Raw genomic sequence first — 26,133 nt, 5'->3', positions numbered from 1 at the left:
TAGTTGATATGTCAATTAATATAATCTATATCGATTTAGAATGCAAGCATTTTGTTTTCATTTTATTTTTTCCAAATTAAGGCGCTTTGTAGCGTTACAAATAATGTTAATTGCACTATAATAATACTAATTTAAAGAACTGGAGAGTGATTGATAATGCGGCAATATACAAATAGAAATGAGGAATTGAAAATGGAAAATGAAATGAGGATATTCACAAATGACAACAATAAATATAGGGATTGTCGCGCACGTAGACGCTGGCAAGACGAGTTTGACTGAGCGTATTCTTTATGAAACGAATGTGATTAAAGAAATTGGCCGAGTAGATAGTGGTAATACACAAACTGACTCAATGGAATTAGAAAGACAACGCGGAATTACGATTAAAGCATCTGTCGTTTCTTTCTTTATTGATGCTGTAAAAGTAAATGTCATTGATACACCTGGACACGCTGATTTTATCGCTGAAGTGGAGCGATCATTCCGCGTTCTAGACGGTTCGATTTTAGTTATCTCTGCCGTTGAAGGTGTGCAAGCACAAACAAAAATTTTAATGCGAACATTACAGAAACTAAACATACCGACTATTTTATTCGTTAATAAAATTGATCGTAGTGGCGCAAACAATGAAAAAGTTATGAAACAAATAAAAGAGGTTCTTTCAAATGAAGCATTCCCCTTCTATTCTGTTCTAAACGAAGGAACGAAAGAAGCCCGGATCATTGAATACAAATCATATGACGATTGTATGGAACTGTTAGCACCATTTAATGAATCATTACTTGAATCATATGTAAATAACGAAATAATACCGGACGCACTATTAAGAGAAAAACTAGAACAGCAAATACAGCAAGCGAATGTGTATCCAATCTTTTTCGGTTCAGCAATGACTGGTATGGGCGTAACAGAACTTCTTGAAAAACTTCCGGCTCTCATTCCAGCTCTTACATCGGCACAAGAGGAACCATTATCCGGTGTTGTTTTTAAAATTGAACGTGAACCTTCTGGAGAAAAGGTTGCGTATATAAGAGTTTTTTCTGGTAGTTTACACGTTAGAAAATATGTGGATATACAGCGCAATCAGTCTCTACCACATAAGGAAAAGATAAAAAAAATGTGCATATTTCATAATGGAGATGCCGTTCAAACTACTACCGTTCCTAGCAGTGAATTTTGTAAAGTGTGGGGACTGAATGATATTAAAATTGGTGATATTATCGGTGAACGTACGGATTATATAAAAGATACTCACTTTGCCGAACCACAAATGGAAGCAGCCATCAATGCAGTACCAAAAGAACGAATTCATGATTTATACGCTGCACTTATGGAACTATGTGAAGAAGATCCGCTCATTAAAGTGTGGAAAGATGATATTCATAATGAACTTTATATTCGCCTTTTCGGTGAAGTACAAAAAGAGGTTATCGAAACAACACTTTATGAGAAATATAATTTGCAGGTTACTTTTTCAAGTACGCGAGTTGTATGTATGGAGAAACCAATTGGCATTGGGAATTCCGTTGAAGTCATGGGTGAAAAAGCGAATCCTTTTTACGCAACAGTTGGATTCAAAGTCGAACGTGGTGAACTTAATTCTGGCATAACATATAAATTAGGCGTTGAACTTGGCTCACTACCTTTAGCATTTCATAAAGCAATTGAAGATACTGTATTTCAAACGTTAAAACAAGGTTTATACGGATGGGAAGTTACGGACATTTCTGTCACGTTAACGCATACAGGTTATGCAAGCCCTGTTACAACAGCGAGTGATTTTAGAAACTTAACACCACTCGTACTAATGGATGCTTTAAAGAAAGCTGAAACATATGTATATGAACCAGTAAATGAATTTGAATTAACTGTACCGGAGCACGCAATTAGTACCGCAATGTATAAGCTCGCTGCCGTTCCAGCAACTTTTAGAGAACCTATATTAAGTAATAACTCTTACCAGTTAACAGGATTATTACCTGTTGCGAAAACAGAGAATTTCAAACGAATGCTACATTCATTTACAGAAGGAGAAGGCATATTTACAACGAAGCCAGCTGGTTTCACAAAACTTATGGCTCCCTTCCCTACTCGAAAACGTGTTGATTATAATCCGCTGAATCGTAAGGATTATTTACTTCATGTTTTGAAGGCTTATTAAAGTAAAAGAGGTGCAATTCGCACCTCTTTTGCATGTATTAATAGGTTAGTTTGTCCTAACAACTTCTTTAAGTTTTCCTATTATTTTCGCTATAGCCTCAATTGAATTTTCCGTTTCATATCCCCCAACATTTACAGAATGATTCGCATTTTTGACAACTCCAATCTGTAAATTCGTTTTATGTAACTGATCAACTTGATCTGCATTGTATTGATGATCTTTATCCCCAATAACTAAAAACCCTTCGTGATTACTATGCAAGATAGAATCAAAAATCGTATCAAACGTCAGTAACGGTGTCAGTAATATCATTTTCGACTGTAAAAACTCTTCTCTCTTCATTAAATCATTCGCAATTGGAATTGTTCCGAGTGACTTCCCTAAAAATATAGTATCGTTGTATTGCTCAGCTTTTAATACTTCCTTCATTACAGGATTAATATCATCCATCATTATTTTTGTTACTTCTTCCATTGGTTTATTCATTACTTGTTCGTCGTAAGAATAATGAATATGTACAACATCAATTTTATGTTCAAGCATAAGCATCGTCGCGTAATAAAATAACGGCTTATCATAATTGTATCCTGAACCTGAAAACATAAAGCAAACCGTACTAGAACCTTTTTCGATATGTGTGTAATAAATTACTTTGTCATTTATATGTATCTCTTTTTTAATCCCCTTCATCCTTTTCTCCTCCGAATACATTTAATCTTGTAAAATGATATGTTCTGTATGAACTGCTATATTCTTTACTTTCTCTTTTATAAATGCAGGCTGTAAATTATATGCATGTAACTCTTCTACCGGCACCCACTTAAACAAATATGTTCTATCCTCTTCTTCCAAAATATATTGATCCGCTCCATTTGCAGGTAATTCATGTAGCTCTACTTCATAATAAAAACTAATCTCATGAAACTTTTGCTCAGAAAGTGTAAAGAAATTTTCTACTGACCATATTAATCTCTTCCCTTTAATAGGAGCAGCTAGTTCTTCTGCAAGTTCCCGTTGTAACGCATCCTCACTGTTTTCTAACATTTTCACTCTTCCGCCCGGTACGTACCAAAAATCTTCACCGTCACCTTGCAGAATAAGTATTTTATTATCCTGTTTACAAATTGCTCCGACTCGGTAGTTAAAACATGTTACCTCTACTTTGAACGTAAGATCCACAACGATTGCCTCCTATACTTTATTTAAAAATCGCTATAAAACTATTATGTATGTATCGTACAAATAAGATTACTAAATTTTTCTAGTTCGTTCAATAATTTTCGAACTTTCCAAAAATAATACACATCATTTGCCATCACAAGTATAAATACATATGTCACAATTACTGCGCACACTTTTGAAGCATTATGGGGGATGAATGCATCTATCTCAACCAATATACAAAACTGAAAAATCAAATATTTTTTAAGAAATCATTGTAAAAGATAAAGTGAAACATCAATAAGTGGAGTTTTTATCCTTTTCCTGTTATTTTTAAATATAGTTAAGACATTATTAAAAAGACGCAAGGTCAACTTATGTGCTAATTAATTCTTTTTCTAGAAAAAGCGTCTTTTATTGCACTTGTTACTACATTTAGGAATAATAAAATAGCCATAACTGCCGTTAGTACATTAAATTGCTTTGTTTTATAAGGAGCGAACCATTCCGTAAAGAACTCTGAATTAACGAGACGATCCCCAACTCCTCCTTCCTTGAAGTTCGGTATCCACGAATTCATGTCAAGGATGATAAAAATTAGTTGCATAACGAAAAATGCTCCAATAGTTTTCAGCCAATTTCGTATTCGACTAGGACGCTCTTTTTTTGATGTCATTTAAACCATCCTCCTTTTAGAACTTGCTATTAAAGAGCCTTGTTCTGATAGATACGAATAGATAATATCCATGAAACCCCATAGCACCCCACTGCTATGACAGCAAATAAAAGAAATAATTTCAAATCTGAAATCTCTTTTAAAAAGGTCAGTACGCCATTAGCATATTTATTTAATAAATATGGAGTATTTCGCATTAAATATATAACTCCAATAGATAAAAATATAAAAACTGGTACAAGTGTTTTCACTTTAAATGCAACAAAAAATGGGATGTAAAATGCTGTTATCAGCATGACTGCCAAGAAGCCTAGTATGTAACTTTCTAAGGAAAGTTGAAATTCCATGCTGTCTAAAATGAAATATTTTCCAACTAAACAAAATGGGATGATTACTATTGTAAAAAGTAAGGTTCCAACGTATTTTGAACTTATAATTTCCTTCCTAGTATACGGTAATGAGTTTACTAAAATATTAGCATTATCTTTATCATCAGATTGATATGTGTTAATTACAAAAACGGCACTACAAATGATTATGACATATGCTACATCCATGCCGGCCCACAAATAGGTAACTAGAAATAAGAGATAAGCAGGCAAGAAAGTTTTTTGTAAAATCAAATCCTTTTTAATTAAATTAAGCATCTTGAATCCCCCTTTTTCATGAAATACATAATATCCTCTAAACTTGGTTTTTCAATCACTACATCCTTATCAAATAAGTTTTCGATAGAATGTGCATTTTCAATCAATCCCTCGAAACCTGTATTTGCCTTACGTACAGAAATAAATTCACGCTCAGTATCAAACTTTAACAAATCTAGTGGTCCTTTGACTAAAACATAATCCTCCGCAATGGCATAAATATCTTTTGTGAAAATATGCTTCCCATTTTGAATAAATGTTATATAATCGGCTATGCGGTCTAAATCCGTTGTAATATGTGATGAGAAAAAGATAGTTTTCTCTCCATCCTGCATAATATTTTGTAGAACATCCAATAATTCTCTTCTGAATACAGGATCAAGTCCAGATGTAGGTTCATCCATAATAATTAGTTCAGCATGATGTGAAAGGGCAATTGCGAGAGAGGCTTTCATTTTCATTCCTTTGGAGAATGTTTTCATTTTTTTATTTAATGGTAATTCGAACAGCTCTTTATAATATGTAAATTGGTTAAAATCCCATTTTTTATAAGCAGGCGCAATAATTTTAGTAATTTCCTTTAATGTGAGTTCATCATAAAACACATTATCGTCATAAACGAAGCCAATTCTTTCTTTAATTCGTTTCGCATCAGTCGAATAGTTCATGCCAAATAAGGAGACGTTTCCACTATCCGGGTTTATTAGATTCATAATCATTTTAATCGTTGTAGATTTACCTGATCCATTTCCTCCAATAAAACCCGTAACAAATCCTTTTTTTACTTCCATCGAAAAATTGTTTATTTGAAACCCTTTAAAAGATTTACTGACATTTTGAAGTTCTATTACGTTTTCCAAGAGTTTTCCTCCTCGTATAAAATTGTAAGCATTTCTTTTAGCTCATTTAAAGAAACATCCATTTGCTTAGCATTTTGAATCGCTTCACATAACTTTTCTTCAACTGTTTTTAATTTTTCTTCTTTCATAGTTTCAATGTTTTGTTCTGCTACAAAGGACCCTCTTCCGACAATTGAATTAATAAAACCGTCTTTTTCCAGTTCTTCATATGCTCTTTTCGTTGTAATAATACTTACTCGTAAATCTTTTGCTAACTGACGCATTGAAGGAAGAGCATCTCCTTGTTTTAAATCACCTAGTAAAATAAGCTTTTTTATTTGGGCACTAATTTGTTCATAAATAGGTTCCTTTGAAGTGTTCCTAATAGTGATTTGCATGCAAATACCTCTTTTTAAAAATATTGTATATATACTTTATATACAATATATACTATCGTACATTTTAAATCAACAGAAAATTCCCAAAATATAGTTACAAACACAATCTAATAATGTAATTACTACAACTTATTTATACAGACCTTCCTTGTATTAGTCTGATTTTGAGGCACCGGTCTTGCTACTAGCTAATACACGATAAAGACTTCGTTGTGTTTTACAGAAAAATTGGCACAACTGATAGTGTGAAAAAGAAAGAGTTTGAAATAGAAAAAAAATTTGAGGAAGTTGATATCAAGTTAGACTAGGATGAGGATGACGAAGAAGGACTGAAAAATATGTTTTCTAAGCTGTGGGAAATGTACGGGGAAGAACCAATTGATTTATAAATTCACATACGAAAAACACCTTGTTTCTTTAGTAACAAGGCGCTTTTTCTTAATACTATGTTTAAATTGTTATCTTTCCGCTTAATTTATTGATACCACTTTTCTAACAATTCCTTCTCCCTTTCGCCTGAAATACCTGCTTTTAATTCCCATTCGTCTGTGCTCTTCATCCACTCATACACGTCTGTAACTGTCTCTTCTATTCTTCTAAAAGTAAGCCCTTCTTTCACAGCATTCTCGACACTAATAGAAAACCCGCCTTTCCACGGCTTCGTCTCACCATCTAATGGAAAAGTTTCCGGAATCCATAAAGGCATCTCTATCCAAGGCTCTACTTTTTGTTTCTTCATAAATGACTCATCTACCCAAATGAATTCAGCATCACTATTCGTAACCTTTTTACACGTATTTAATAGCTCTTCCATCGTCAATTTATCATTTGGACCTGTTATATTAAATGTTCCTGCTTTATTATTTTCTGCCATGTTTAGTCCCCAGTTTGCGACATCTTTGATATCAACTAATTGCACTGGACGATCTTTTCTTCCTGGAACTAACACTTCTCCTCCTTTTGCTACACGCTGAATCCAGTATGGAAGTCGATCTGTATAATCGAACATTCCTGAAAGAAGTCCTGCTCTTACGTGTAAAACACGCCCCGGCCAAAACTTCTCTGCTTCTTTTTCACATAATACTTTCAGCGCACCATAATGCTCATAAGGAGATATTTCACCATTCTCTACAGCCTTTATTTGCTCTTCCATTGGTTCAGGTTGTAATATATAGTCTTCTTTTATGCCATGCGGAATCCAATCTTTATATACGGAAAGACTTGAGATGAATATATAATGTTTTATATTATCTTTTAAGACATCTCCAATATTCCGAATGTGATGCGGAGAAAACCCACATGTATCCACGACGACATCCCATTTTCGATTTTCTAAGCTTGATACATCACCATTTCTGTCACCGATCAGCTGCTCCACTTCAGGAAAAACTTCTTTGTTTGTTCCGCGGTTAAATAATGTAACTTCATGCCCTCTGTTCAAAGCCTCTTCTACCACAGCTCTTCCCAAAAATCGTGTACCACCTAGTATTAACATTTTCATGGTTCTCCCCCATTCATCATTAAAAATCGTTTCTTTTGTTAAACGAATTTCAGTCGTAAAAAGTTACGGGGGATTTGTTATTTTACTTTAATTCTAGAAACAAAAATAGAATCCATTTTGAAAAATAAATTAACATGGATTCTTAAATAAAAAACAATTTTTTTGATGTATCTTAGTTGAATTTTTAACTCTGCACAATTTCCCCATCAACTAACTCAATAATTCTATTACAATTATTCGCTACTTCCATATCATGCGTTACAATAATAATTGTTCGCCCTTCTTCATTCAGTTGTAATAGCAAACTCATAATTTCTTCTCCCGTTTTTCTATCTAAATTCCCTGTCGGTTCATCTGCCAATATTAATTCTGGTTCGCCTACTAATGCTCTTGCAATTGCGACGCGCTGCTGTTGTCCACCTGATAGCTCGTCGGGTGTTTTATGCATATGTTCTTTTAACCCTACTTTTTCTAAATAGAACTTCGCCTTATTTTCTCTTTCACGTTGCTTTAGCTTTCTATATGTGAGTGGTAGCACTACATTATCTAGTACAGTATGTTCTTTTAACAAAGCAAAATATTGAAAAACAAATCCGATCATTTCATTTCTTGTCCTATGAACTTTATTTGCTCTAATTTCAGTTAATGATTTTCCATTTAACGTATATTCCCCCTCATTTGGCATATCAATTAACCCTATAACATTTAATAGCGTACTTTTCCCCGACCCTGATCGACCCATTATCGCTATCATTTCGCCCTTATTTATCATTAAGTTTATACCATTTAACGCGAACGTATTATGGTTCTTGTTACTATACACCTTCTTAATGTCTTTCAATTCAATTAAACTCATTATTCCATCCCACCTATTAATGTTTTCGGTTCAAGCTTTCTAATATATAAGAAGACAATTACATTCGAGACAATGATGATCATTAATAAAAAAAGAAATACTAAAAATAATATAGGCATATCCAATTTAAAGTCTAATACCGTTGCTGTTTTTATATCCTTTGACATTTGCAATAGAGCCCCATATCTCCATGAAAAGTAAACTAGTGACATCCCTAAGCCAACTATTGCTACAATAATGTTTTCTAAAACAATTTGAATAAACATTCCAAATTTACTTTCACCAAAAGCTATTTTTATACCAAATTCCCGCTTTCTCATCAAGATAGAAATAATAGTCGTTACTACAATTCCGACGATTGAGAATAAAACAAATAAGATTCCGACTATAAGTTGAGGTATTTCAGAATAGCTATCAAGAGTAACTATATAGCCCTTATCTATACATATCCCAATTAGCGCAGAGATTATCGTTTTTGTGACTGACGCTATGTGAAATGCATCATCTGGACCGTAACCGTTATAATATTTTTCAAAAATAACATTACCTTTCTGCACTACTAACATACCATTCATATTTTCATATTCTTCTTTTATAATCTGATCTAACTTTTCAGCAGTTTTCATTATTCCTTCCCCTTTAACCTATAATTAAAAAGGTTCGATAGGTACATATATTTCAACTATATGTTTATGCTTTGGATGCTGCTTTGGATCATTTTTATATACTTCAAAAGGATACGAATCTCTCGGTTTATATCCGCTATTTGGAAGCCACTCACCGTATATAAAGTCCCATGCTCCTTTATATTCATCTTGGCATATTTCAAAATGTCCTACTGCATACTTTCCAGAAGGTATTACCATTATTCCAACGTCGTTCGTTTCTACTGTGGATTCATCTGAAATTGTTATACATAAACTTGTTCTTAAATGATAGTCCTCAGTAAATTCATGATGATCGTGGTAAATGGTTAATACTTTCGTATCCTCAAATACATGATAGTTTTGCTTAGCTGCGTAATGAAATAATTTCTCTATCATTTTCGGAAAAGCTATAGTTAACTCTTCATATGTACCGATATGTCTTATGTATGCGACGTTTATATTGTCTGCTGTTACAATTTCAACATTTCCTCGAACCTTCTTACATTCATTGTATTGAGGAATTCCCCTTACGTCTTTGCAATTCTTGCTATTGTCGTTTCGATATTGAGATGGACTTACGCCGTAATAATTTTTAAATGTTCGGGAGAAAACTGCTGAATCTGTGAATCCGAAGTGATATGCAATATCTGTAATCGTCATATCTGTCCGATATGTAAGTAGATGTGTGGCCCTTTCTAACTTCAATCGGTTTACATACCGTGATAATGACTCGTTTACTATCCCCTTAAAAATCCGATGAAAATGAAACTTTGAAAATCCTGCTACATCCGCTAACTCTTCAATTGAAAGTGAATCATTTATGTTTGATTCTATATAATCTTGCACTTTATAAATGCGTCGTAAGTATTCATTTCTACTTTGTTTACTCTCCATATTTCTAGCTCCTCACAACAAAAAGGCTAACTTTTCGCTAGCCTACTTTTACACATGTTTCAAAAATAAAACTCTACTCCCGCCGTTCCTATCATAATTTGTATGTACCGATACACCCTCTATCTCATCATCCCCAGCCTCAATTTGAAAGCCAATCTCCCTATGAAACTGTATCGATTTTTTATTAACCGGTGACGTGATTGCTTTTATAACTTTACGATTGTTTGCACGAGCTACATCGAAGAAATAAGAATACAATGTCGATGCGATTCCTCTTCTTCTATACTTCGGATTTACTCCAATAAAATGAACGTACGCTTCCTCTTTATGCGTTTGCGAAAAGAATCCGCATAAGAAACCTAACGTTTCGCCATCTTCTTCAATGATAAAACTCGTTTCTTGAAAGTGAACGAAAAACAATTTTGGCAACATGGCAGCCATGTCTCTCCCGCCCCACCAATCATTTAAAACAGAATGAATCTTTACATAATCTTCCCCTTGGATGTTTCTTACTCGCATATGTTTCTCCCTCTCACTCACTTCATTTTTTCATAAATTTTAATGACTGTTTCTACTAAAAGGATGAATACCCATATCCCGCAAAATACAAGAACAGACTGGAATAAAGAACCTAGCATAACAATACTTATTAAACCTAATTCTGATCCTGAAATGGACATTTCATCAAACCCTATATTATGTATAAATGGACCGGTTGAAAAAGCCATTAAAATAGATGCTATTAAATAAATCACACTCATTATTTTTAATATTTTTATAGAAAGATACGAAGTTTGTTCTTGCTCCACTTGTGATAATTCGATTTCACCGCTCGCAATTCCTTTTTGTAAACAGTCCTCACATAGAAATTCTTCCTTAATTTTTTTACCACCGTGCAATGTACCTGTAATTTCTTTACAGCGCGAACACTTTCGATTTATCATTTTGTTATCACTCCAATCTCGTAAGATTATACTTATACAATTCTATTTTTACCTTATTATTCCTTTTGTGTATTTTATAGAGAGGTGACGTGTTTTATGATATCTAAACTTATTTTTGGTTATAAAAAGCCTACTGAGCAATATGTATTACGGCCTAGTTGTTATGCAATTATTTTTAACTCAACTTCTTCAAACATTGCTATTATCCAAAAAGGAGACCGTTATTTTTTACCTGGTGGCGGTATGGAAGGTACCGAAACAAAAGATGAATGCTTACATCGTGAACTACTAGAGGAATTAGGATGGGCAATTGAAATTAATCAATATATCGGTAATGCAATGCGATATTTTTATGCGGAAAAAGAAGATACATATTATTTAAACGATGGATTTTTTTATATTGCGAACATGGTGCAGACACAAACTGAAAACTGTGAGGAAGATCATGTTTTGCGGTGGATGTCTCCTTTACTTGCTGTAGAGCTTCTCATTCATGATCATCAAAAATGGGCTGTTGAACAAGCGCTTTTATTACAAAAACCAAAAGGATCTCCTTCTATATGAAAGAGATCCTTTTTATTGTTAACTTACTTTTTTCAAATTGAGAGCTGGCTTTTGAATTCCACCCTTTTTTACAACATATAAGCCGATAAAGATTATAAGTCCGCCAACGAGTTGCATCATGTTGATTTGCTCTCCGATAGTTACTGCCGCGAAGATAACTGCGAACAATGGTACAAGATACATATAAACCATTACTTTCGTTGAGCCTATTTTACTAATACCGACATACCACATTGCAAGTCCGAAGATTGTCGCGAAGACGATTGAATATGCTAGAGACCCCCAGCTTGGCATGTCTACTGGCCACGTTAATGTATTTACGTTGAATAAACAATATACAACGAGAGGTACAATCCCAATTAAAGTTGACCAAGATGTGACTCTCATTGCGGAATATTTTGTTATAAGAGGTTGCGCTAATATTGGGTACCATCCCCACGCAATCGCTGCGACTAATCCAATTATGTTTCCGAGCCACGCATATTCGTAAGTAGCTCCTCCTGTATGCCCTGTTAATAAAACGAATGCTGCACCAACAAAGGCCACTATTGAACCAATTTGTACTTTCATCGAAAAACGTTCTTGTTTGTGCAATACTGCTAATATCCCTGTAAAAATAGGTGACATTGCAATTAATAATGAGGCGTTTGTTGCTGAAGTATATTTCACAGATAGCATAAACATCGTTTGATACATTGTTGTACCAACGATACCGACTGCTACTAATCGTAACCAATCTTTTCTTTCAATACGTAATGAGCGTTCCATCATAAAAGTGATAAGTAATAATACCGGTGATGCTACTAAAAATCGTAAACTATTAAATTGAATGGATGACATATATGCCACTCCATACTTTCCTATTGTATAATTTGCTCCCCATACTAATGCAACTGATACTAGGAGCCATTCCATTTGCCATCGTTTCATCCGAATCTCCCCTTCCCTATTTAGCATAGTAAAATTGGCTGGATATAACACCGTCCAATTGGCTGTTTTTTTACCCAGCCAATTTGCTATACTTGATGTATATAAGAGATACGGAGGCGTTTTTTATGGAATGGAAACTAGATAGTGACAGTAAAATCCCTATTTATCAGCAAGTTGTTGACTTTATTGAAAAACGTATTACATATGGAGAACTTCCTCCAGGAAGCTTCCTCCCTTCAGAACGGAAATTAGCTACGCAGTTAAATGTAAACAGAAGTACAGTAACGACTGCTTATAATGAACTACGTGCTATGGGAATTGTAGAGAGTACGACTGGTAAAGGAACACGCGTGAGTACACATATGTGGGGTGTTTCTCCAACATTAACGCCGAACTGGAGAAATTTCGTAGAAGGTGGTACTTTTTTACCAAACTTACCACTACTTCGCCATATTCGGGCAGAAGTACAACAAAATGAAAATATTATTGATTTTGCAAACGGAGAGCTCGGTTGTAATCTTTATCCCCACGATCAACTACAAGCGATTTTACGTGAACAACCGTTAACGCATTCATTAAGTTACGATCATCCGCAAGGCTATCTCCCGCTAAGACAAGCGGTCGTAAAATATATGAAGGAATATTTAAAAGTTGAGGCGACTGAACAATCCATTATGATTACATCTGGCGCACAGCAAGCACTTCACCTTATCGTGCAATGTTTATTAAATCCAGGTGATGCTGTTGCTTTCGAAAGTCCTTCACACTGTTATTCCCTGCCTCTATTCCAATCAGCAGGTATTCGTATTTTCCCATTACCTGTTGATGAACATGGGATTAACCCAGATGATGTACAGGAGTTATATAGAAAACACCGTATTAAAATGATCTTTTTAAATCCAAATTTCCAAAACCCTACGGGAACGATGCTTCATCCAAACCGTAGAAAAAAACTATTATCACTTTGTGCAGATTTACGAATTGCAATCGTTGAAGATGATCCATCTAGTTTGCTGACGCTAGAAAAGAAACAACCTTGTCCTACTTTGAAATCAATAGATGAAAACGGAACTGTCATTTATGTACATTCTTTATCAAAAATGATTGCACCAGGCTTACGAGTTGGTTGGCTTGTTGCCCCGCAGTCTGTAGTAGAAAGGTTATCCGACGCAAGGCACCAAATGGAATTAGGTATGAGCATATTCCCGCAGTGGCTTATGCAACAATTTTTTGAAACCGTACCATTTCAGTCTCATATCGTACCGTTACGAAAACAACTAGCAGAAAAAAGAGACGTTATCGTTCGCGCCTTAAACGAGCAACTTCATGATAAAATCTCTTTTTCAAATCCGACCGGTGGAATATACATATGGGGAAAATTAAAAGAACCGATAAACGAAAAACAACTTATTATGCAAAGTTTAAAACAAGAAATTGCTTTTATGCCAGGGAGTATTTTCGGCGCAAAAGATGGTTATATACGTTTATCTTATGGAAAAGTGAATATTAATCAAATTGAGGAAGGTATTTCTCGTTTGCGGGAGGCTATTTTGGTTTGTGAAAAATAACGTGAGATAAAGCTTTCTCGTTTGACAAAAGAAAAATCTACCATTATTATCAACACGAACCTAGTTATAGGAGTGATAAAAATGAAAATTTACGTTGATGCAGATGCTTGTCCTGTAAAAGATGTAATTATTTTTGAAGCTACGAATGCAGAAATCCCTGTAACCCTCGTTACTAGCTTTTCTCATTATTCTAATGCTCAGCAACCTAAAGGTGTGGAAACAATTTATGTTGATTCCGGGGCAGATGCTGCAGATTACCGAATTATGCAGTTAGCAAAAAAAGAAGATTTAATCGTAACACAAGATTACGGTCTTGCTTCGCTCGCTTTAGCAAAAGGCTGTATCGTTCTACACCATAAAGGCTATAAGTATTCGAATGATAACATTGAACAATTGTTACAAACACGATATTTAAGTGCAATGGTTCGAAAAAGTGGTAAACGTACAAAGGGACCGAAACCATTTACAGCAGAAGATAAAGAGAAATTTAGAGAGCTCTTTAAAAGTATGATCGCACTTTAAAAATGAATCGTCTATTTGCAAGGAAAACTTCGCAAAACAAAGAAGAGAATATCGTAATGAACATTCTCTTCTTGAGGTTTACCCGTTTAAAATGAAGGTAAATTATCTAAGTTATTTTCTTTTATTCCATCCGGTTCACTACGTATAATATCTCTACCATACTTATGAAATACGTCCACATGAGCTAACTTCCCTGATTTTGCTTCATTAAGAGCAGTCATATAATCTAACTCTCTCCCGCTACTTGTTTTAAACGCTATTAAATCTCCATCATCATTTTTACGAACGGCAACTATTTGTTCTGCTCCTGAATTGACTTCATGGCCTACTTCAAATTGAGCTTGCTCTTCCCCTTGATGTAAATAATCATTATACCCTTTTTCAAAGTCTTTTTTGACCATAAAACTCACCTCCAACACATTTTATTAGTATGGTTGGGAGATGTTGATTTTATGTAATTTGCTCTAAACTTTAGTATTTTCAAATGAAAAAATTGTCCCCTCACTATTTGATTGTAAAGTGTATTTTATATCGAACATCTTTGATATATCTTCAATATTTTTCAAACCAAGTCCCGTTCCTTTACTATTTATATCAAACCCAATCCCATTATCTCTAAAAGAAACAACATCTTTATCTATAATGATTTTCAGTTTTTTAGCTTCTGAATGTTTAAGGACATTTTGAAAAACATTATCAAATAGCCTTTGAATCCATAACTCATTACTATTCCATATCAACTCTTTATCTTGTGGATTATATACTAATTCAATTTTATGAATGCTATACAAATAGCTCCATTTTTTAATCATATTTTCTATTAAATTGTGTATATTCACTTCATCATGCACAATATAAGTATTCTCTAAGGTTTCTGTAGATTGAATATTAAATTCGTTAGTTAAATCACTTATATATTGTATCTGATCATAAAGTGATTCAATTACTGGTACTTGTTCCTTGTACTCACCTTCTAAATAATATAATTGTAATCTGACCGCTGTTAAGGGTGTATTAATATCATGCCGTAATTTATTTAATAGTTCCTTTTTTATTTGTTCCTGTTGCTGTAATTCCAATTCTCGATAAGTTGTTCTTTCTATAAGCAAGTTTACTGATTTAATCAGTTCTCCCATTTCATCATCGCTTTTAACATCTATTATATTAGGGATTTTTTTATCACTAGCTAAATCTCGAATTGTTTGATTTAATATATTAATTTTGTTTAATACGGTGTTAATCGACTTTGAAAATACAAAAGCTAATACTAATAGTGATAATAAAAATATGATTAACATAGTAGGATATGCATAGGATTCGTGAAAAGGGATGTTCTTATTTTTAGTTTTAAAGACAACATTATAAATAACTGATACAAAGATACTAATCGACAACAATAACAGTGGTACGCTAATAATAGCGGAGAATAGTAGTAACTGATATTTTTTCTTTAAGTTCATTTCTTCATGTAGGTATTTAGTCTATACCCTTCTCCATATATGTTCTGTATAATATCACCTGTTTTATCATCAATTTTGGTCCTAATTTTCTTTATATGTACGTTCATGATATTTTGATTTCTATCTTCGAGTTGCCATAGGTAATCATAGAAATGTTCTTTCGATAAAATTCTATCTCTATTTTCATATAAATAGAAGAATATTTTACGTTCAATTGCTGTAAAAGCAACTTCATTACGCAAACCATTTATAAAAACTCTTTTATATTCTGCATCTATAAATAAATGGTTAATTTGCGTGAAGGTACCATATTGATTATCTAACATTTTCTGAATCCTTAACAACAACTCTCTAGGGTCAAAAGGTTTTATCATGTATTCTTCTCCAATAGTCAAACCTTTTAGTTTACTATCCATATCATTCCGAGCTGATAGAAATATAATCGGAATATTTAACCCTAGATTTTTTATTTTTTTTGTAATTTGATAACCATCTTCGCCTGGTAACATAACATCCATTATGACTAAATCTATTTCATGAATTACACCAAGAACTTTCCTTCCCTCTTTCTCCCAATGCACATTATACTTCTCGCGCTGCAAAATTTTTTGTAATAAATCTCCTATAATTAAATCGTCTTCAACAATTAATACGTTATATGCTTTCATTATGTAGACCTTTCATTGCTATCATAGCAATAGCTTAGTTCTTCACTACTTTATTATTAATAAAATTCATAGCAAATTTGTATATTTCATCAGGAGCGTATAAATAAATACTATGTGTGCCTTCAATTATTTTCACATCAGCTCTTAATAACTCGCTAGCAAACTCCCTATAATCTTTATTTTTTTGCTTTGTATACTTTGAATCTTTATTTTGCCTAGCAATTGCATCTATAAATAAAATAGGTGTTTCTTTTGGGATTGATAAGGAATTCGATTTTTTACTGTTATTATAGCTTTGTAAAAGTTCTTGCTTCATATCATCATTAAAAGCTCTTTTGTATGTAAGCGCTTTATAAATTTCTTTTTCTTGTTCGTTTAAAAAGGATTGCTTAATGACCTGGGGATTATAAGTAATAGAGGGAGCTAATCTCTGAAAACCAATTTTCGTTAAAATATTCATCCCTTTTATTTTTAATGAATCCACCATGCCTATTTTATGAGTTACGTACTGTTTAGGTAAACCAATATCTAATGCAATAATCCCTTTTACTTCACCCGGATATTTTTGTGCCCAATAAATAGCCTCTATACCCGATAGAGAGTGTGGTACTAAGATGTATGGTGGTTTATTTCCACTTCGAATAAGCGCTTCTCTTGTTTGTTCTAATATCGTATCAATATCTCTCTCATCTTGAAAAACATCACTGTATCCATAACCAGCTCTCTCAATTACAGAAATCTTGTTTTCTTTCGAAAATTTACTATATAAGCCTTTCAATTCATAAACAGGAGCGGCAATTCCAGATCCGGCCATAAATACAAACGTATCCTCCCCGCTCCCCTCATTATAAACATTCAATTTTTTATTATCGAAATTAACAAGTTCGCCTTCATTGTTCATTAATTCCGATTCCATTTTTAATTGATAGTTATGATATATAAATACAGCTCCTGTTCCAAAGAAAATCATACTAATACATATTAAAAATATTATTTTCACTGACTTTAATAATTTTTTCATTTGACACCCCTTTCAGCCTATACTAAAAGGGTACAATGTAAAAATAAATTTCTAATAAATTTTTCAAAATGAACATGTATTCTTTGTTTCTAATTATGGATTATTTTAATACCTACGCAACCCTTTCAAAGTCTCCAATACATCATCTGTAAAGGCTGTATTACCCTCTGTCTCTAAAACTCTAAAATATAAACTTCTTAAGAAAGCTCTAATATTTTGTACTAAAATAGCATGCTGCGGATGTCGGATGTCCTCAACAGTTGCTATACTATGTAGCCAATTGCTCCACTCTTCTTCAGTTAAAAGCTTTTGGTTATGTAACGACATAATTGGCTTTACTAATCTCTCATCCTCAAAGTGTACATATACGTAATCACTCAATCGAACCTTCTGACGAACAGCCGCAAGAATCGCATATGAAAACTCACGATTTTGAATTGTACGTGCTAACGCATCGAGCGCATCTGCTGCATGTGCAGTAGAGTGTGCCCAGCCTTTTCCTTCTACGTAGCCCCTTACATCTTCTTCTAAATATACATATTCCAACACTTGTTCTGCCACACTGTACAATTGTTCTTCCGATAACAACGGTTCTCTTTCATGAACAGATAAAATAAGTGGTGGAATTAATACGGAGAATGCACGTTTAAATACAGAGTCTGTTCCCTTTTCACCAATTTTATAAAATAAATAATCAGGACTAATTGCTTGTAACATTAATCCTCTTAACTCTTTTTGTCTAAATACATCATTTGTAATCCATGTGTGAAGCGTACTATAAATTAAATCATCACGTAATTCAGCATCAGGTGATCCGATATAATCTAGCATCCACTGCGCATATGGATATGCATCTACGTCTTCTGGTACAGCATAATTATTATTTTTAATTTGTAGTAGTTCTTCTTTTAGTTCTAGTACTTCTGTCATTTTTTTATCCCCTTTAAATTTCTCTTCCTAAATTATTCCCTATTAGTATCATAAAATTAAACCCATTCTTAACGCAATATAAAATGGAATCATTAATTATCTTCACTATGTAACAGTTCTTCCAATGTTGCTTTAACTTCTTCTTCTAATTCATTAATCGTTCCGCTATAAAGTGTTCCTATGCTACTACTTTTTCGATATCCTTGGTAATAATACCAAAGCGAAATAGTACAGACTTCCCATGATTTTGAAGCATCATATTCAAAATTAATTTCTGATCTATATTCATACTCTAAACAATTCTTAGATGTTAGTTCTTCTAATTCATCACCGTCTATATCTCTTTTAATTGACAGCTTCAAATTTAATTTACCATTTTGCGCAAAACGTTCTTCATATATTTTTTGATACTTACTGCAAATGTCTTCACTTATACTCTCTAGTTCCATTATTTTTTGTTTTAACTGTTCATTTATCTGTTCATTTTTGATTTCTAAATATTGTCCATCCTTCTCTTCATTCACTTTATTATTTTTTTGAAACCATCTAAACAAATGTTCATTCTCCCTATATAAACTGTATTAATGTCTTTTAAATAGAACTACTGGATCATCAAATTTACTATTTTCAAATAAAACATCTGCAAGTTCTTTCGGATTATGCTCATCTATATACATCTTACAGGCCGCATGATATCTGTTCAAAAATATCTTCTCTGCTTCTTCATAACTTCCAAAAGCTTCAGTTTCCCGCTTCGCACCACGTTTTCTCGCAATCTCAAAATTTGTATCTACAAAGATTTTGTAATCAAATAAATACGCAACGTCTTTTTTCAATAGAAACGTTCCATCTACTATGAATATCATATTTTGCGTGGCCAATAGCGGCTCATTATGTACAGACATATCCGTTAATAAGTTATGAGAAATCGTTTCATACTGTAAATTCCCGTTAGGTCCTAAAGGCATTAATAATCTTTCTTTGAAAGCTGTATAATCGTGTGCATCTTCATAATACCCTCTTGCAGATTCTTTTCCTTTTGCATAGCGAATCACTCTTGGATTATGAAAATCATCAATGCTTGCGCGTGTTACTGGTAATCCTCGTTTTTTTATTTCTTCTGCTAATTCGTTTGCAAATGTTGTTTTTCCTGATGCTGTAATACCACTTACTCCAACTCTTGTTGGATAGGTTAAGTTTAGCTTTACAATATGATTTGCAATTTCTTTGATTCGTTGTTTTCGGTTCATGATATCTCCCTTTATAATTAGTTTACATAATATAATTATAAGTAACAATTCATGTCACTATTTGTCGGTAAATCGATATCCTTTGTCGAATCGTTGATATATCGAAAAAATCGTTGATATATTTTAAGTTATGATAGATATATTTGAAAAATCGTTGATATATTATTAGCTTACTTCCCCTTAAACCCCCGATATAAGGCCGTCCGTAACTCTTGCTTATACTCTTCAATTTCTGGCATTTCGAGTTCTTCTGCTAATCTGATAGCTAATTCAATATCATACGGTACTCGTACGAGTTGAATAGAAAAGCTTGCTGCTTCTTTTTCTTTGTAAGTTCCTTCAAATATTAAATAGGAAGCTTGTGTGATTTCAAGTGGGTTTCCTACGCTACCGGCGTTACATAATGTTTTCCCTCTGAAATTTTGAATGAACGCTTGGTGAACGTCACCGTAACAAACGACATCTGGTTTTCTTTCCCCTTCTATATTTTCCGTCAGATCACTATTTTCGAACATACTAATACGTTCTTCTCTTGAAGCGTGTGGTTGAATTCTTTCATACAAACTTCTCGGTGAAGCGTGAAACATACGAATGAGTTTGCCGCTCATAAAAAACTCGATTGAAAATGGTAAGCTTCTTAAATAGACATTTTGTTCTTCCGATAATTGTTTTTGATGCCATTTTAATGCTTCAAATTCAGTTGGCTTTGTAATAAAATCATCCCAGTTTCCCATTACGACTACTTCACATTCTTTACGAATGATTTCAATTGCTTCACTGGAATGAGGTCCTTTTCCTACTAAATCTCCAAGACAAATAATGCGCTCGATTCCTCTTAATTTAATATCATTCAACACGGATTCTAATGCTTGAATATTACCGTGAATATCTGAAATTACTGCTATTTTATCCATATAGATTACTCCTTTATTTATTAAATTCGCTTGATTGATACCATTTTGGAATATAAGATGAAAAATGATTATGATCTTCTAAAATTCCATTTAATCTCTCCTTCATATCATCTACTAAATATGGTGTGCTTCGGTTTGTCCATACGATATCAGCCGGGAATATCATCGCTGCATATAATGAGTACAGTTTCCAAAAATGTAGATCAGGTTCTCCTCCGCAATAACCGTGAACTTGTCCAACCGCAAATGGTTTGCTTATTCTTGTAGTAAAAATCGCTACATTATAAAAATCGTGTATTGGATCGCCAAAATCATATCCACCAAAATCGATAACGATAAACTCCTTATTATGAATCATACTATTTGCTGGATGGAAGTCATCATGTAAAAATCTTATTGGACGATTTTTCAATAAATCTTTATGATTTTCTACAAAGTTTAATACTGGCTTCAAATCCAGAAAATTCACCTCGTAATCTGTTAGTGCCTCTATGTATCTTTCGTATTTATTCCATCTAGATGTTTCCCATTTATTACTTGCACTTTCTCTTTCAATTGAGTGAATCCTCTTTAATACTTCCCCTGCTTTTCTTCCTGCATTATACTGTTCTTCCACCGATAACTTCGTTAAACCTTCTTCACCATTTATACCTTGGGTCCATTCAAATACTTGAACACATTTATTTAATTTCTCAAGTATTATGAAATGAATTAACTTGGGTGTTGGAATATGTAATGACTCTAATTGTTTCATATACGTATATTCTTCTTGTTTACGTTCAAAATGAACAGTATCACATACTTTTACAAAATAAGTTTCTTGATTCTTTAATTCAATTTTATACTTCTCTTCATGTGAAAAACCTTTTGAAATAGCTGTACACTTTGCAATACGAGGCCATTCTAGTATTCTCTCTATCTCTCTAAGCATTTCTTCCAAAGCATTCACCTCTATCAATATATGTACAAACTACCTAGCACTTCATGCTCTCGTTTATTTCCACCTTTAAACTCTACTGCAAATGGATATTCGCCATGATTCTTTATGTATTCTTGCACTAGGCCTTCTCCAACCGGTTCACAAAACTGTACTTGAATATCTCCAAACGATACACTTTGACAATCAGCATTCCATTTTTCATTTTTTACGACCGAACTTACAGTTAGCCCCATTACTTCTTCCCATTTCCGCACTGTTTCTCGAACGTTTTTCACTGCGTAATGAATCGTATCCAGTTGTTGTACTTTGTTTTTATGTTCAGTGATTGTTCCTATTTTCCGTAAATCATTTCTTCTTTCTTCGTCCGTTTCATTCCACTGTATAAAGAAAGGTAATTTCGGTCCGCTCTCTTCTTGCTTAACGAATAACATTTTCCATTCTAAAAGTCGGCCATCTTTTCTCATGCGTTTCCCTTCAAATGGCCCTATCGTATGTAAGCCGTACTTATTAAAGTTAACTACTAGCTCCTCAATTGCATCTGTTCGGATTGCGATTTGTAGCATTCCTTCTCCATTTTGTAGTTTCACCACTGTTTCTTGTACTAATGGATTTTCTGCTTCTTTCGCTTTTTCTTCATGTTGAACTGCTAAAAATTCTATATATGATAAATCAAAATAACTTAAACTATTCCAAGTACCCCAAGTAATATGCTCTCCGCCTAGTGCAGTATGAAATCCCAGTTCCTGCATTTTTTTTGCCGCTTCCTCCGGTGTACTATGAACTGCGTGAACGAGATGATCAAATCGTAACATGTCTTTCTCCCCTTTCTCTCCATCCTTTTATTGTATATTTTATTTTTCTTTCATTCAATTCAAAAAACTTAAAAACCTAGTTGATTTATATGATTAATATGTATTATAATGAAACAAATTTCAATATTGCTGATTGGAAAAACCAAAGGCACTTTTCTCACACGGGAAAAGTGCCTTTTTCATTTATTATTACAGGGGGATTTTTTATGCAGAAATTAATTGTCTTTGCTATTATCGGATTTTTCGCTCAATTGATCGATGGAGCACTTGGAATGGCGTATGGGGTAACGTCTTCCTCTTTATTATTAATGTTTGGTATTGCACCAGCTGTTGCATCTGCATCAGTTCATTTAGCTGAAGTCGTCACAACTGCAGCTTCCGGCGCATCTCATATCAAATTTGGAAACGTTGATAAATATACAGTTTCCAGGCTTACATTACCTGGGGCAATCGGTGCATTTGTTGGGGCATGTTTTTTAAGTAATTTGCCTGGAGATGTAATTAAACCGTACATTTCCGTGTTTTTATTTACTTTAGGGGTTTATATTTTATTACGATTCATCATTCAAAAACAAATTGTCGCTTCAAATAAGCGTATGTCTGCAAAACAACTTGTGCCGCTTGGTTTATTCGCTGGATTCGTTGATTCAACTGGTGGCGGTGGTTGGGGGCCGATTACGACACCCATTCTTCTAGCAAGAGGAAATGAAGCTAGAAAAGTTATTGGATCTGTAGATACGAGTGAATTTCCTGTTTCACTCGCTGCAACAATCGGATTTTTCATTTCACTTGGCTGGGAACAAGTAAGCTGGGTTTGGGTATTTGCGTTAATGCTTGGCGGTATTGTCGCTGCACCAATTGCTGCATGGTTAGTTCGCATCGTTCCAGCACATTTACTTGGCGTATTAGTTGGCGGTCTTATTATCTTCACAAATATTCGTACACTGCTTACTACATTTAAAGTGGATCCAACTATTATTTCACTTTCTTACGTTGCAGTTGGTCTTGTCGTTATTATTTCTATTTTCATTGCTGTTCGAAATCATTCCAATCGACCTAACGCATCAACGGCTGAGTATCCGAATGATCAGAAGCAAATGCTACCATAACTATAAAAATACCGCCCAATTTAGAGCGGTATTTTTTATTTTTTTATTTTTTTATTTTCCAATTAATCATCGTTTCTGTAGCATTTACTCTCTTCATATGTAACTTTTCTAAAACACGCATCGAACTATAATTATCTAGGAGTGTCTCTGCAATTATTGTTTCTACCTCTCCTGTTTTGAAAGCCCAATCGATTAGTTCTCTTACAGCTTCTGTTGCATAGCCCTGATTCCAATATTTCTCAATAAATCCATAACCGATTTCTACTGTTTGATTCTCATTTGGTTTCCCCTTAAACCCAATATCACCTAGAACGATGTCATCTTCTTTTCGAATGACATACCACGCGCCCCAAGGTAATACATCCTTATTTTGTTTTACATTTTCTACATGCCCTACAATATGTGGGCCACTATTATATCCTTGCTCGTTAGCAAAGTGCATACTCTCTTCTGTACACGGTACTATATAGAGCCTTTCTGTTTCTAATTTCATTTTGATTTCCCCTTTTTTGCTTATACGTTATTCTAATTATATCAAAAAATATGACCTGATTATGAATGTCGAATTATATTTTCTGAATTTTCTTTTAATTTTTGAAGGGTTTTTCAATATTTTTTGCGAAACATTTGTATAACAATTTTTTCTTTGCTTATTGTTACATAATAGTAGGTTCGGGTGGAGTTTTGCAAGCGTTTCCTATACAATAACCGATATTTTTTGATTTTTTCCTACAAAATATCTTGCAATATATTCAGAAACTCATTACAATTGCCATATATTAAAAATCTTAGCAATATATAAATCCTCATCAATCCGATGAGGTAGAGGTTGCGGCTTTTAAGAGTAAAACGGACGAGATACAGAGAATGTCTAAGACTCCGTTTGAAAGGAAAAGTTGCCGAAGTTTATATTTCTTCTCTGGAAATATGAGCTGGGGCTGTCTCCGAAAGGAACAGAACTGTCACGTTTACAAAATTACCGTGTAAACGTGGGGTGCTATCTTAACGGAAGGGTATGATGGGGTGGTTATTTGTGAAACGTTCCGCCAAATTCCTTTGGCGGTTTTTTGTATTTTTCTCCCCCGCTCCTTCCTAACCTACAAGAAAAGGAGTGTTGAACATGAATAGCGCAACAAATCAATCTACCTCTAAAACGCAAACTACACAAGGACAAGGTGAATTAAAACGCGGATTAAAATCTCGTCACCTTACGATGATTTCTCTCGGTGGTACAATTGGTACCGGACTATTTCTTGCCAGCGGTGGTGTCATCCATACAGCTGGACCTGGTGGCGCATTAATTGCATACGCCGCAATTGGAATTATGGTTTATTTTTTAATGACAAGCTTAGCTGAACTTGCAGCTTACATGCCTGTTACTGGATCTTTTAGTACGTATGCAACAAAATTTGTTGATCCATCACTGGGCTTTGCACTTGGATGGAACTATTGGTATAACTGGGCAATTACGATTGCTGCTGAACTTGCAGCCGTAACATTAATTATGAAATTTTGGTTCCCAGATACCCCTTCTCTTATTTGGAGCGGATTATGTTTAGCTATTATTTTCCTTTTAAACTATTTGTCTGTTAAAGGGTTTGGTGAATCTGAATATTGGTTCGCACTTATTAAAGTAGTTACGATTATTATCTTTTTAATTGTTGGTTTCATGATGATTTTTGGAATTATGGGCGGTGAAACGGTTGGATTTAAAAACTTCACTGTTGCAGATGCACCATTTAACGGCGGTATCATGGCAATTATCGGTGTGTTTATGGCAGCTGGTTTCTCATTCCAAGGTACTGAACTATTAGGAGTAGCTGCTGGTGAAACTTCTGATCCAGAGCGTAATATTCCGAAAGCGATTCGTTCAATCTTTTGGCGTATTCTTTTATTCTATATCCTTGCAATTCTCGTTATCGGTTTATTAATTCCTTATACAACTGAAAGCCTTGCTGCAAGTGATGTTACAGTAAGTCCGTTTACACTTATTTTTGAAAAAGCGGGCGTTGCCTTTGCTGCTTCTGTTATGAACGCTGTTATTTTAACGGCAGTACTATCTGCTGGTAACTCTGGTATGTATGCATCAACTCGTATGCTTTGGGATTTAGCTCGCCAAGGAAAAGCACCAAAGTTTCTTGGTAAATTAGATAGCCGCGGTGTACCTGTTAACGCATTAATCGTAACATCGATTGTCGGTAGTATCGCTTTCATTGCTTCTTTATTCGGTGACGGTGTTGTATACATTTGGTTATTAAATGCATCAGGAATGTCTGGCTTTATCGCTTGGGTCGGCATTGCAATTAGTCATTACCGTTTCCGTAAAGCATATATTGCACAAGGAAAAGATTTGAAAGACTTACCATATAGAGCAAAATGGTTCCCATTTGGTCCAATCTTCGCATTTACACTTTGTATCATCGTAATTTTAGGACAAAACTACGGTGCATTTATGGGTGAATCAATCGATTGGAATGGCGTACTCGTTTCTTACATCGGTTTACCACTCTTCTTAGTACTATGGTTAGGATATAAATTTACGAAAAAAACAAAAGTGATTCCACTTGATAAATGTGAACTAAAATAAAGTGAAACGAGCAAACAAATTGAAGTGACCCCTAAAAGTTAGACACGGTTATTTCATTAGGCAGCTTGATAAAAATGAGTTCGGTATTGTACCGGACTCATTTTTAATTTTGCCTTAATCCGTTTCGTATT

General features: G+C 34.1%; 29 protein-coding genes, 3 pseudogenes and 1 riboswitch. Of the genes and pseudogenes, 7 read left to right on the top strand and 25 right to left on the bottom strand.

Annotation, left to right across the window (positions count from 1 at the left end; genetic code table 11):
• Positions 1-220 precede the first annotated feature (220 nt).
• Positions 221-2,164, top strand: coding sequence for a GTP-binding protein (locus ACTFO4_RS24440; protein ID WP_440014247.1), 1,944 nt, complete (start codon positions 221-223; stop codon positions 2,162-2,164).
• 45 nt (positions 2,165-2,209) lie between these two features.
• Here ACTFO4_RS24440 and ACTFO4_RS24435 read toward each other — a convergent pair whose 3' ends face one another.
• The 6 genes from ACTFO4_RS24435 to ACTFO4_RS24410 form a co-directional block, all read right to left on the bottom strand.
• Entirely contained in the window at positions 2,210-2,854 is a 645-nt protein-coding gene (locus ACTFO4_RS24435) for an alpha/beta hydrolase (protein WP_326235041.1), read from the bottom strand.
• A 21-nt stretch (positions 2,855-2,875) separates the two neighbouring features.
• The gene (locus tag ACTFO4_RS24430) at positions 2,876-3,343 is read right to left on the bottom strand and encodes an NUDIX hydrolase (RefSeq protein ID WP_006927592.1); all 468 of its coding nucleotides are present in this window, start codon (positions 3,341-3,343) and stop codon (positions 2,876-2,878) included.
• A 364-nt stretch (positions 3,344-3,707) separates the two neighbouring features.
• Positions 3,708-4,001: a YfzA family protein gene (locus ACTFO4_RS24425; protein ID WP_000202084.1), complete on the bottom strand. Its 294-nt coding sequence runs from the start codon at positions 3,999-4,001 to the stop codon at positions 3,708-3,710.
• A 29-nt stretch (positions 4,002-4,030) separates the two neighbouring features.
• On the bottom strand, positions 4,031-4,648 hold the full coding sequence (locus ACTFO4_RS24420) for an ABC-2 transporter permease (RefSeq protein WP_006927587.1): 618 nt from the start codon (positions 4,646-4,648) through the stop codon (positions 4,031-4,033).
• Complete coding sequence (locus ACTFO4_RS24415; protein ID WP_000432461.1) at positions 4,636-5,508, bottom strand: ABC transporter ATP-binding protein; 873 nt, start codon at positions 5,506-5,508, stop codon at positions 4,636-4,638. The genes ACTFO4_RS24420 and ACTFO4_RS24415 overlap by 13 nt, the downstream gene beginning before the upstream one ends.
• Positions 5,496-5,885 (bottom strand): GntR family transcriptional regulator, encoded by a 390-nt coding sequence (locus tag ACTFO4_RS24410; RefSeq protein WP_006927585.1) that lies wholly within the window; start codon positions 5,883-5,885, stop codon positions 5,496-5,498. Before ACTFO4_RS24410 ends, ACTFO4_RS24415 begins: the two co-directional genes overlap by 13 nt.
• Before the next feature lie 302 nt (positions 5,886-6,187).
• On the opposite strand from ACTFO4_RS24410, the pseudogene ACTFO4_RS24405 reads away from it, so the two are divergent.
• Positions 6,188-6,274 (top strand): annotated as a pseudogene (locus ACTFO4_RS24405) (DUF4240 domain-containing protein); the annotation flags it as partial.
• A gap of 86 nt (positions 6,275-6,360) precedes the next feature.
• On the opposite strand, the gene ACTFO4_RS24400 reads toward ACTFO4_RS24405, so the two are convergent.
• The 7 genes and pseudogenes from ACTFO4_RS24400 to ACTFO4_RS24370 form a co-directional block, all read right to left on the bottom strand.
• Positions 6,361-7,386: an SDR family oxidoreductase gene (locus ACTFO4_RS24400; protein ID WP_326235042.1), complete on the bottom strand. Its 1,026-nt coding sequence runs from the start codon at positions 7,384-7,386 to the stop codon at positions 6,361-6,363.
• Between the two features lie 184 nt (positions 7,387-7,570).
• A complete protein-coding gene (locus ACTFO4_RS24395; protein WP_440014243.1) occupies positions 7,571-8,242 on the bottom strand; it encodes an ABC transporter ATP-binding protein in 672 nt (223 codons plus the stop codon).
• Positions 8,242-8,670: pseudogene (locus ACTFO4_RS24390) on the bottom strand (FtsX-like permease family protein); the annotation flags it as partial. The gene ACTFO4_RS24395 and the pseudogene ACTFO4_RS24390, both read right to left, overlap by 1 nt.
• Positions 8,656-8,868, bottom strand: a pseudogene (locus ACTFO4_RS24385) (serine hydrolase); the annotation flags it as partial. The pseudogenes ACTFO4_RS24390 and ACTFO4_RS24385, both read right to left, overlap by 15 nt.
• Before the next feature lie 24 nt (positions 8,869-8,892).
• Positions 8,893-9,783 carry an AraC family transcriptional regulator gene (locus ACTFO4_RS24380; RefSeq protein ID WP_078421514.1) on the bottom strand — a complete coding sequence of 297 codons (891 nt, stop codon included), beginning with the start codon at positions 9,781-9,783 and terminating at the stop codon, positions 8,893-8,895.
• Between the two features lie 48 nt (positions 9,784-9,831).
• The gene (locus ACTFO4_RS24375; protein WP_410987934.1) at positions 9,832-10,302 is read right to left on the bottom strand and encodes a GNAT family N-acetyltransferase; all 471 of its coding nucleotides are present in this window, start codon (positions 10,300-10,302) and stop codon (positions 9,832-9,834) included.
• A 17-nt stretch (positions 10,303-10,319) separates the two neighbouring features.
• A complete protein-coding gene (locus tag ACTFO4_RS24370) occupies positions 10,320-10,727 on the bottom strand; it encodes a DUF3980 domain-containing protein (RefSeq protein WP_410987933.1) in 408 nt (135 codons plus the stop codon).
• A gap of 96 nt (positions 10,728-10,823) precedes the next feature.
• On the opposite strand from ACTFO4_RS24370, the gene ACTFO4_RS24365 reads away from it, so the two are divergent.
• Positions 10,824-11,291: an NUDIX hydrolase gene (locus ACTFO4_RS24365; RefSeq protein ID WP_000623966.1), complete on the top strand. Its 468-nt coding sequence runs from the start codon at positions 10,824-10,826 to the stop codon at positions 11,289-11,291.
• An 18-nt stretch (positions 11,292-11,309) separates the two neighbouring features.
• Here the strand turns inward: ACTFO4_RS24365 and ACTFO4_RS24360 are convergent, their stop codons facing one another.
• Positions 11,310-12,221, bottom strand: a complete 912-nt coding sequence (locus ACTFO4_RS24360) for a DMT family transporter (protein ID WP_410987932.1) — start codon at positions 12,219-12,221, stop codon at positions 11,310-11,312.
• A gap of 125 nt (positions 12,222-12,346) precedes the next feature.
• On the opposite strand from ACTFO4_RS24360, the gene pdxR reads away from it, so the two are divergent.
• A complete protein-coding gene (gene pdxR / locus ACTFO4_RS24355) occupies positions 12,347-13,789 on the top strand; it encodes a MocR-like pyridoxine biosynthesis transcription factor PdxR (protein WP_060851978.1) in 1,443 nt (480 codons plus the stop codon).
• A gap of 81 nt (positions 13,790-13,870) precedes the next feature.
• The gene (locus ACTFO4_RS24350) at positions 13,871-14,311 is read left to right on the top strand and encodes a YaiI/YqxD family protein (RefSeq protein ID WP_098582834.1); all 441 of its coding nucleotides are present in this window, start codon (positions 13,871-13,873) and stop codon (positions 14,309-14,311) included.
• A gap of 86 nt (positions 14,312-14,397) precedes the next feature.
• Here the strand turns inward: ACTFO4_RS24350 and ACTFO4_RS24345 are convergent, their stop codons facing one another.
• The 10 genes from ACTFO4_RS24345 to ACTFO4_RS24300 form a co-directional block, all read right to left on the bottom strand.
• Complete coding sequence (locus ACTFO4_RS24345) at positions 14,398-14,712, bottom strand: DUF3892 domain-containing protein (RefSeq protein ID WP_326235051.1); 315 nt, start codon at positions 14,710-14,712, stop codon at positions 14,398-14,400.
• A gap of 63 nt (positions 14,713-14,775) precedes the next feature.
• The gene (locus ACTFO4_RS24340) at positions 14,776-15,771 is read right to left on the bottom strand and encodes a sensor histidine kinase (protein ID WP_069355844.1); all 996 of its coding nucleotides are present in this window, start codon (positions 15,769-15,771) and stop codon (positions 14,776-14,778) included.
• A complete protein-coding gene (locus tag ACTFO4_RS24335; RefSeq protein WP_326235052.1) occupies positions 15,768-16,439 on the bottom strand; it encodes a response regulator transcription factor in 672 nt (223 codons plus the stop codon). The genes ACTFO4_RS24340 and ACTFO4_RS24335 overlap by 4 nt, the downstream gene beginning before the upstream one ends.
• 34 nt (positions 16,440-16,473) lie before the next feature.
• The gene (locus tag ACTFO4_RS24330; RefSeq protein WP_000734906.1) at positions 16,474-17,460 is read right to left on the bottom strand and encodes an alpha/beta hydrolase; all 987 of its coding nucleotides are present in this window, start codon (positions 17,458-17,460) and stop codon (positions 16,474-16,476) included.
• Between the two features lie 105 nt (positions 17,461-17,565).
• A complete protein-coding gene (locus ACTFO4_RS24325; protein ID WP_326235053.1) occupies positions 17,566-18,390 on the bottom strand; it encodes a DUF2785 domain-containing protein in 825 nt (274 codons plus the stop codon).
• Between the two features lie 92 nt (positions 18,391-18,482).
• Positions 18,483-18,944 carry a hypothetical protein gene (locus ACTFO4_RS24320; RefSeq protein ID WP_000490271.1) on the bottom strand — a complete coding sequence of 154 codons (462 nt, stop codon included), beginning with the start codon at positions 18,942-18,944 and terminating at the stop codon, positions 18,483-18,485.
• Between the two features lie 27 nt (positions 18,945-18,971).
• Positions 18,972-19,640 (bottom strand): hypothetical protein, encoded by a 669-nt coding sequence (locus tag ACTFO4_RS24315; RefSeq protein WP_326235054.1) that lies wholly within the window; start codon positions 19,638-19,640, stop codon positions 18,972-18,974.
• Positions 19,641-19,810: 170 nt separating this feature from the next.
• Positions 19,811-20,554: a metallophosphoesterase family protein gene (locus ACTFO4_RS24310; RefSeq protein ID WP_326235055.1), complete on the bottom strand. Its 744-nt coding sequence runs from the start codon at positions 20,552-20,554 to the stop codon at positions 19,811-19,813.
• Positions 20,555-20,567: 13 nt separating this feature from the next.
• Positions 20,568-21,494, bottom strand: coding sequence for an aminoglycoside phosphotransferase family protein (locus ACTFO4_RS24305; RefSeq protein WP_000392073.1), 927 nt, complete (start codon positions 21,492-21,494; stop codon positions 20,568-20,570).
• A gap of 14 nt (positions 21,495-21,508) precedes the next feature.
• On the bottom strand, positions 21,509-22,306 hold the full coding sequence (locus ACTFO4_RS24300; protein ID WP_000943361.1) for a VOC family protein: 798 nt from the start codon (positions 22,304-22,306) through the stop codon (positions 21,509-21,511).
• Between the two features lie 98 nt (positions 22,307-22,404).
• Between ACTFO4_RS24300 and ACTFO4_RS24295 the strand changes: the two genes are divergently transcribed.
• The gene (locus tag ACTFO4_RS24295; protein WP_326235104.1) at positions 22,405-23,415 is read left to right on the top strand and encodes a sulfite exporter TauE/SafE family protein; all 1,011 of its coding nucleotides are present in this window, start codon (positions 22,405-22,407) and stop codon (positions 23,413-23,415) included.
• Positions 23,416-23,458: 43 nt separating this feature from the next.
• Here ACTFO4_RS24295 and ACTFO4_RS24290 read toward each other — a convergent pair whose 3' ends face one another.
• Positions 23,459-23,908: a GNAT family N-acetyltransferase gene (locus ACTFO4_RS24290; RefSeq protein ID WP_326235056.1), complete on the bottom strand. Its 450-nt coding sequence runs from the start codon at positions 23,906-23,908 to the stop codon at positions 23,459-23,461.
• Positions 23,909-24,230: 322 nt separating this feature from the next.
• Positions 24,231-24,423, top strand: a riboswitch (Lysine riboswitch).
• Between the two features lie 112 nt (positions 24,424-24,535).
• Here ACTFO4_RS24290 and ACTFO4_RS24285 point away from each other — a divergent pair.
• Positions 24,536-26,002 carry an amino acid permease gene (locus ACTFO4_RS24285; protein ID WP_001083395.1) on the top strand — a complete coding sequence of 489 codons (1,467 nt, stop codon included), beginning with the start codon at positions 24,536-24,538 and terminating at the stop codon, positions 26,000-26,002.
• Positions 26,003-26,133 lie beyond the last annotated feature (131 nt).

The organism is Bacillus cereus group sp. MYBKT14-1, assembly GCF_051915185.1.
GTDB classification, from domain to species: Bacteria; Bacillota; Bacilli; order Bacillales; family Bacillaceae_G; genus Bacillus_A; species Bacillus_A cereus.
The sequence above is the reverse complement of the archived record's forward strand: the minus strand, read 5'-3'. Positions and strand labels throughout refer to the sequence as shown.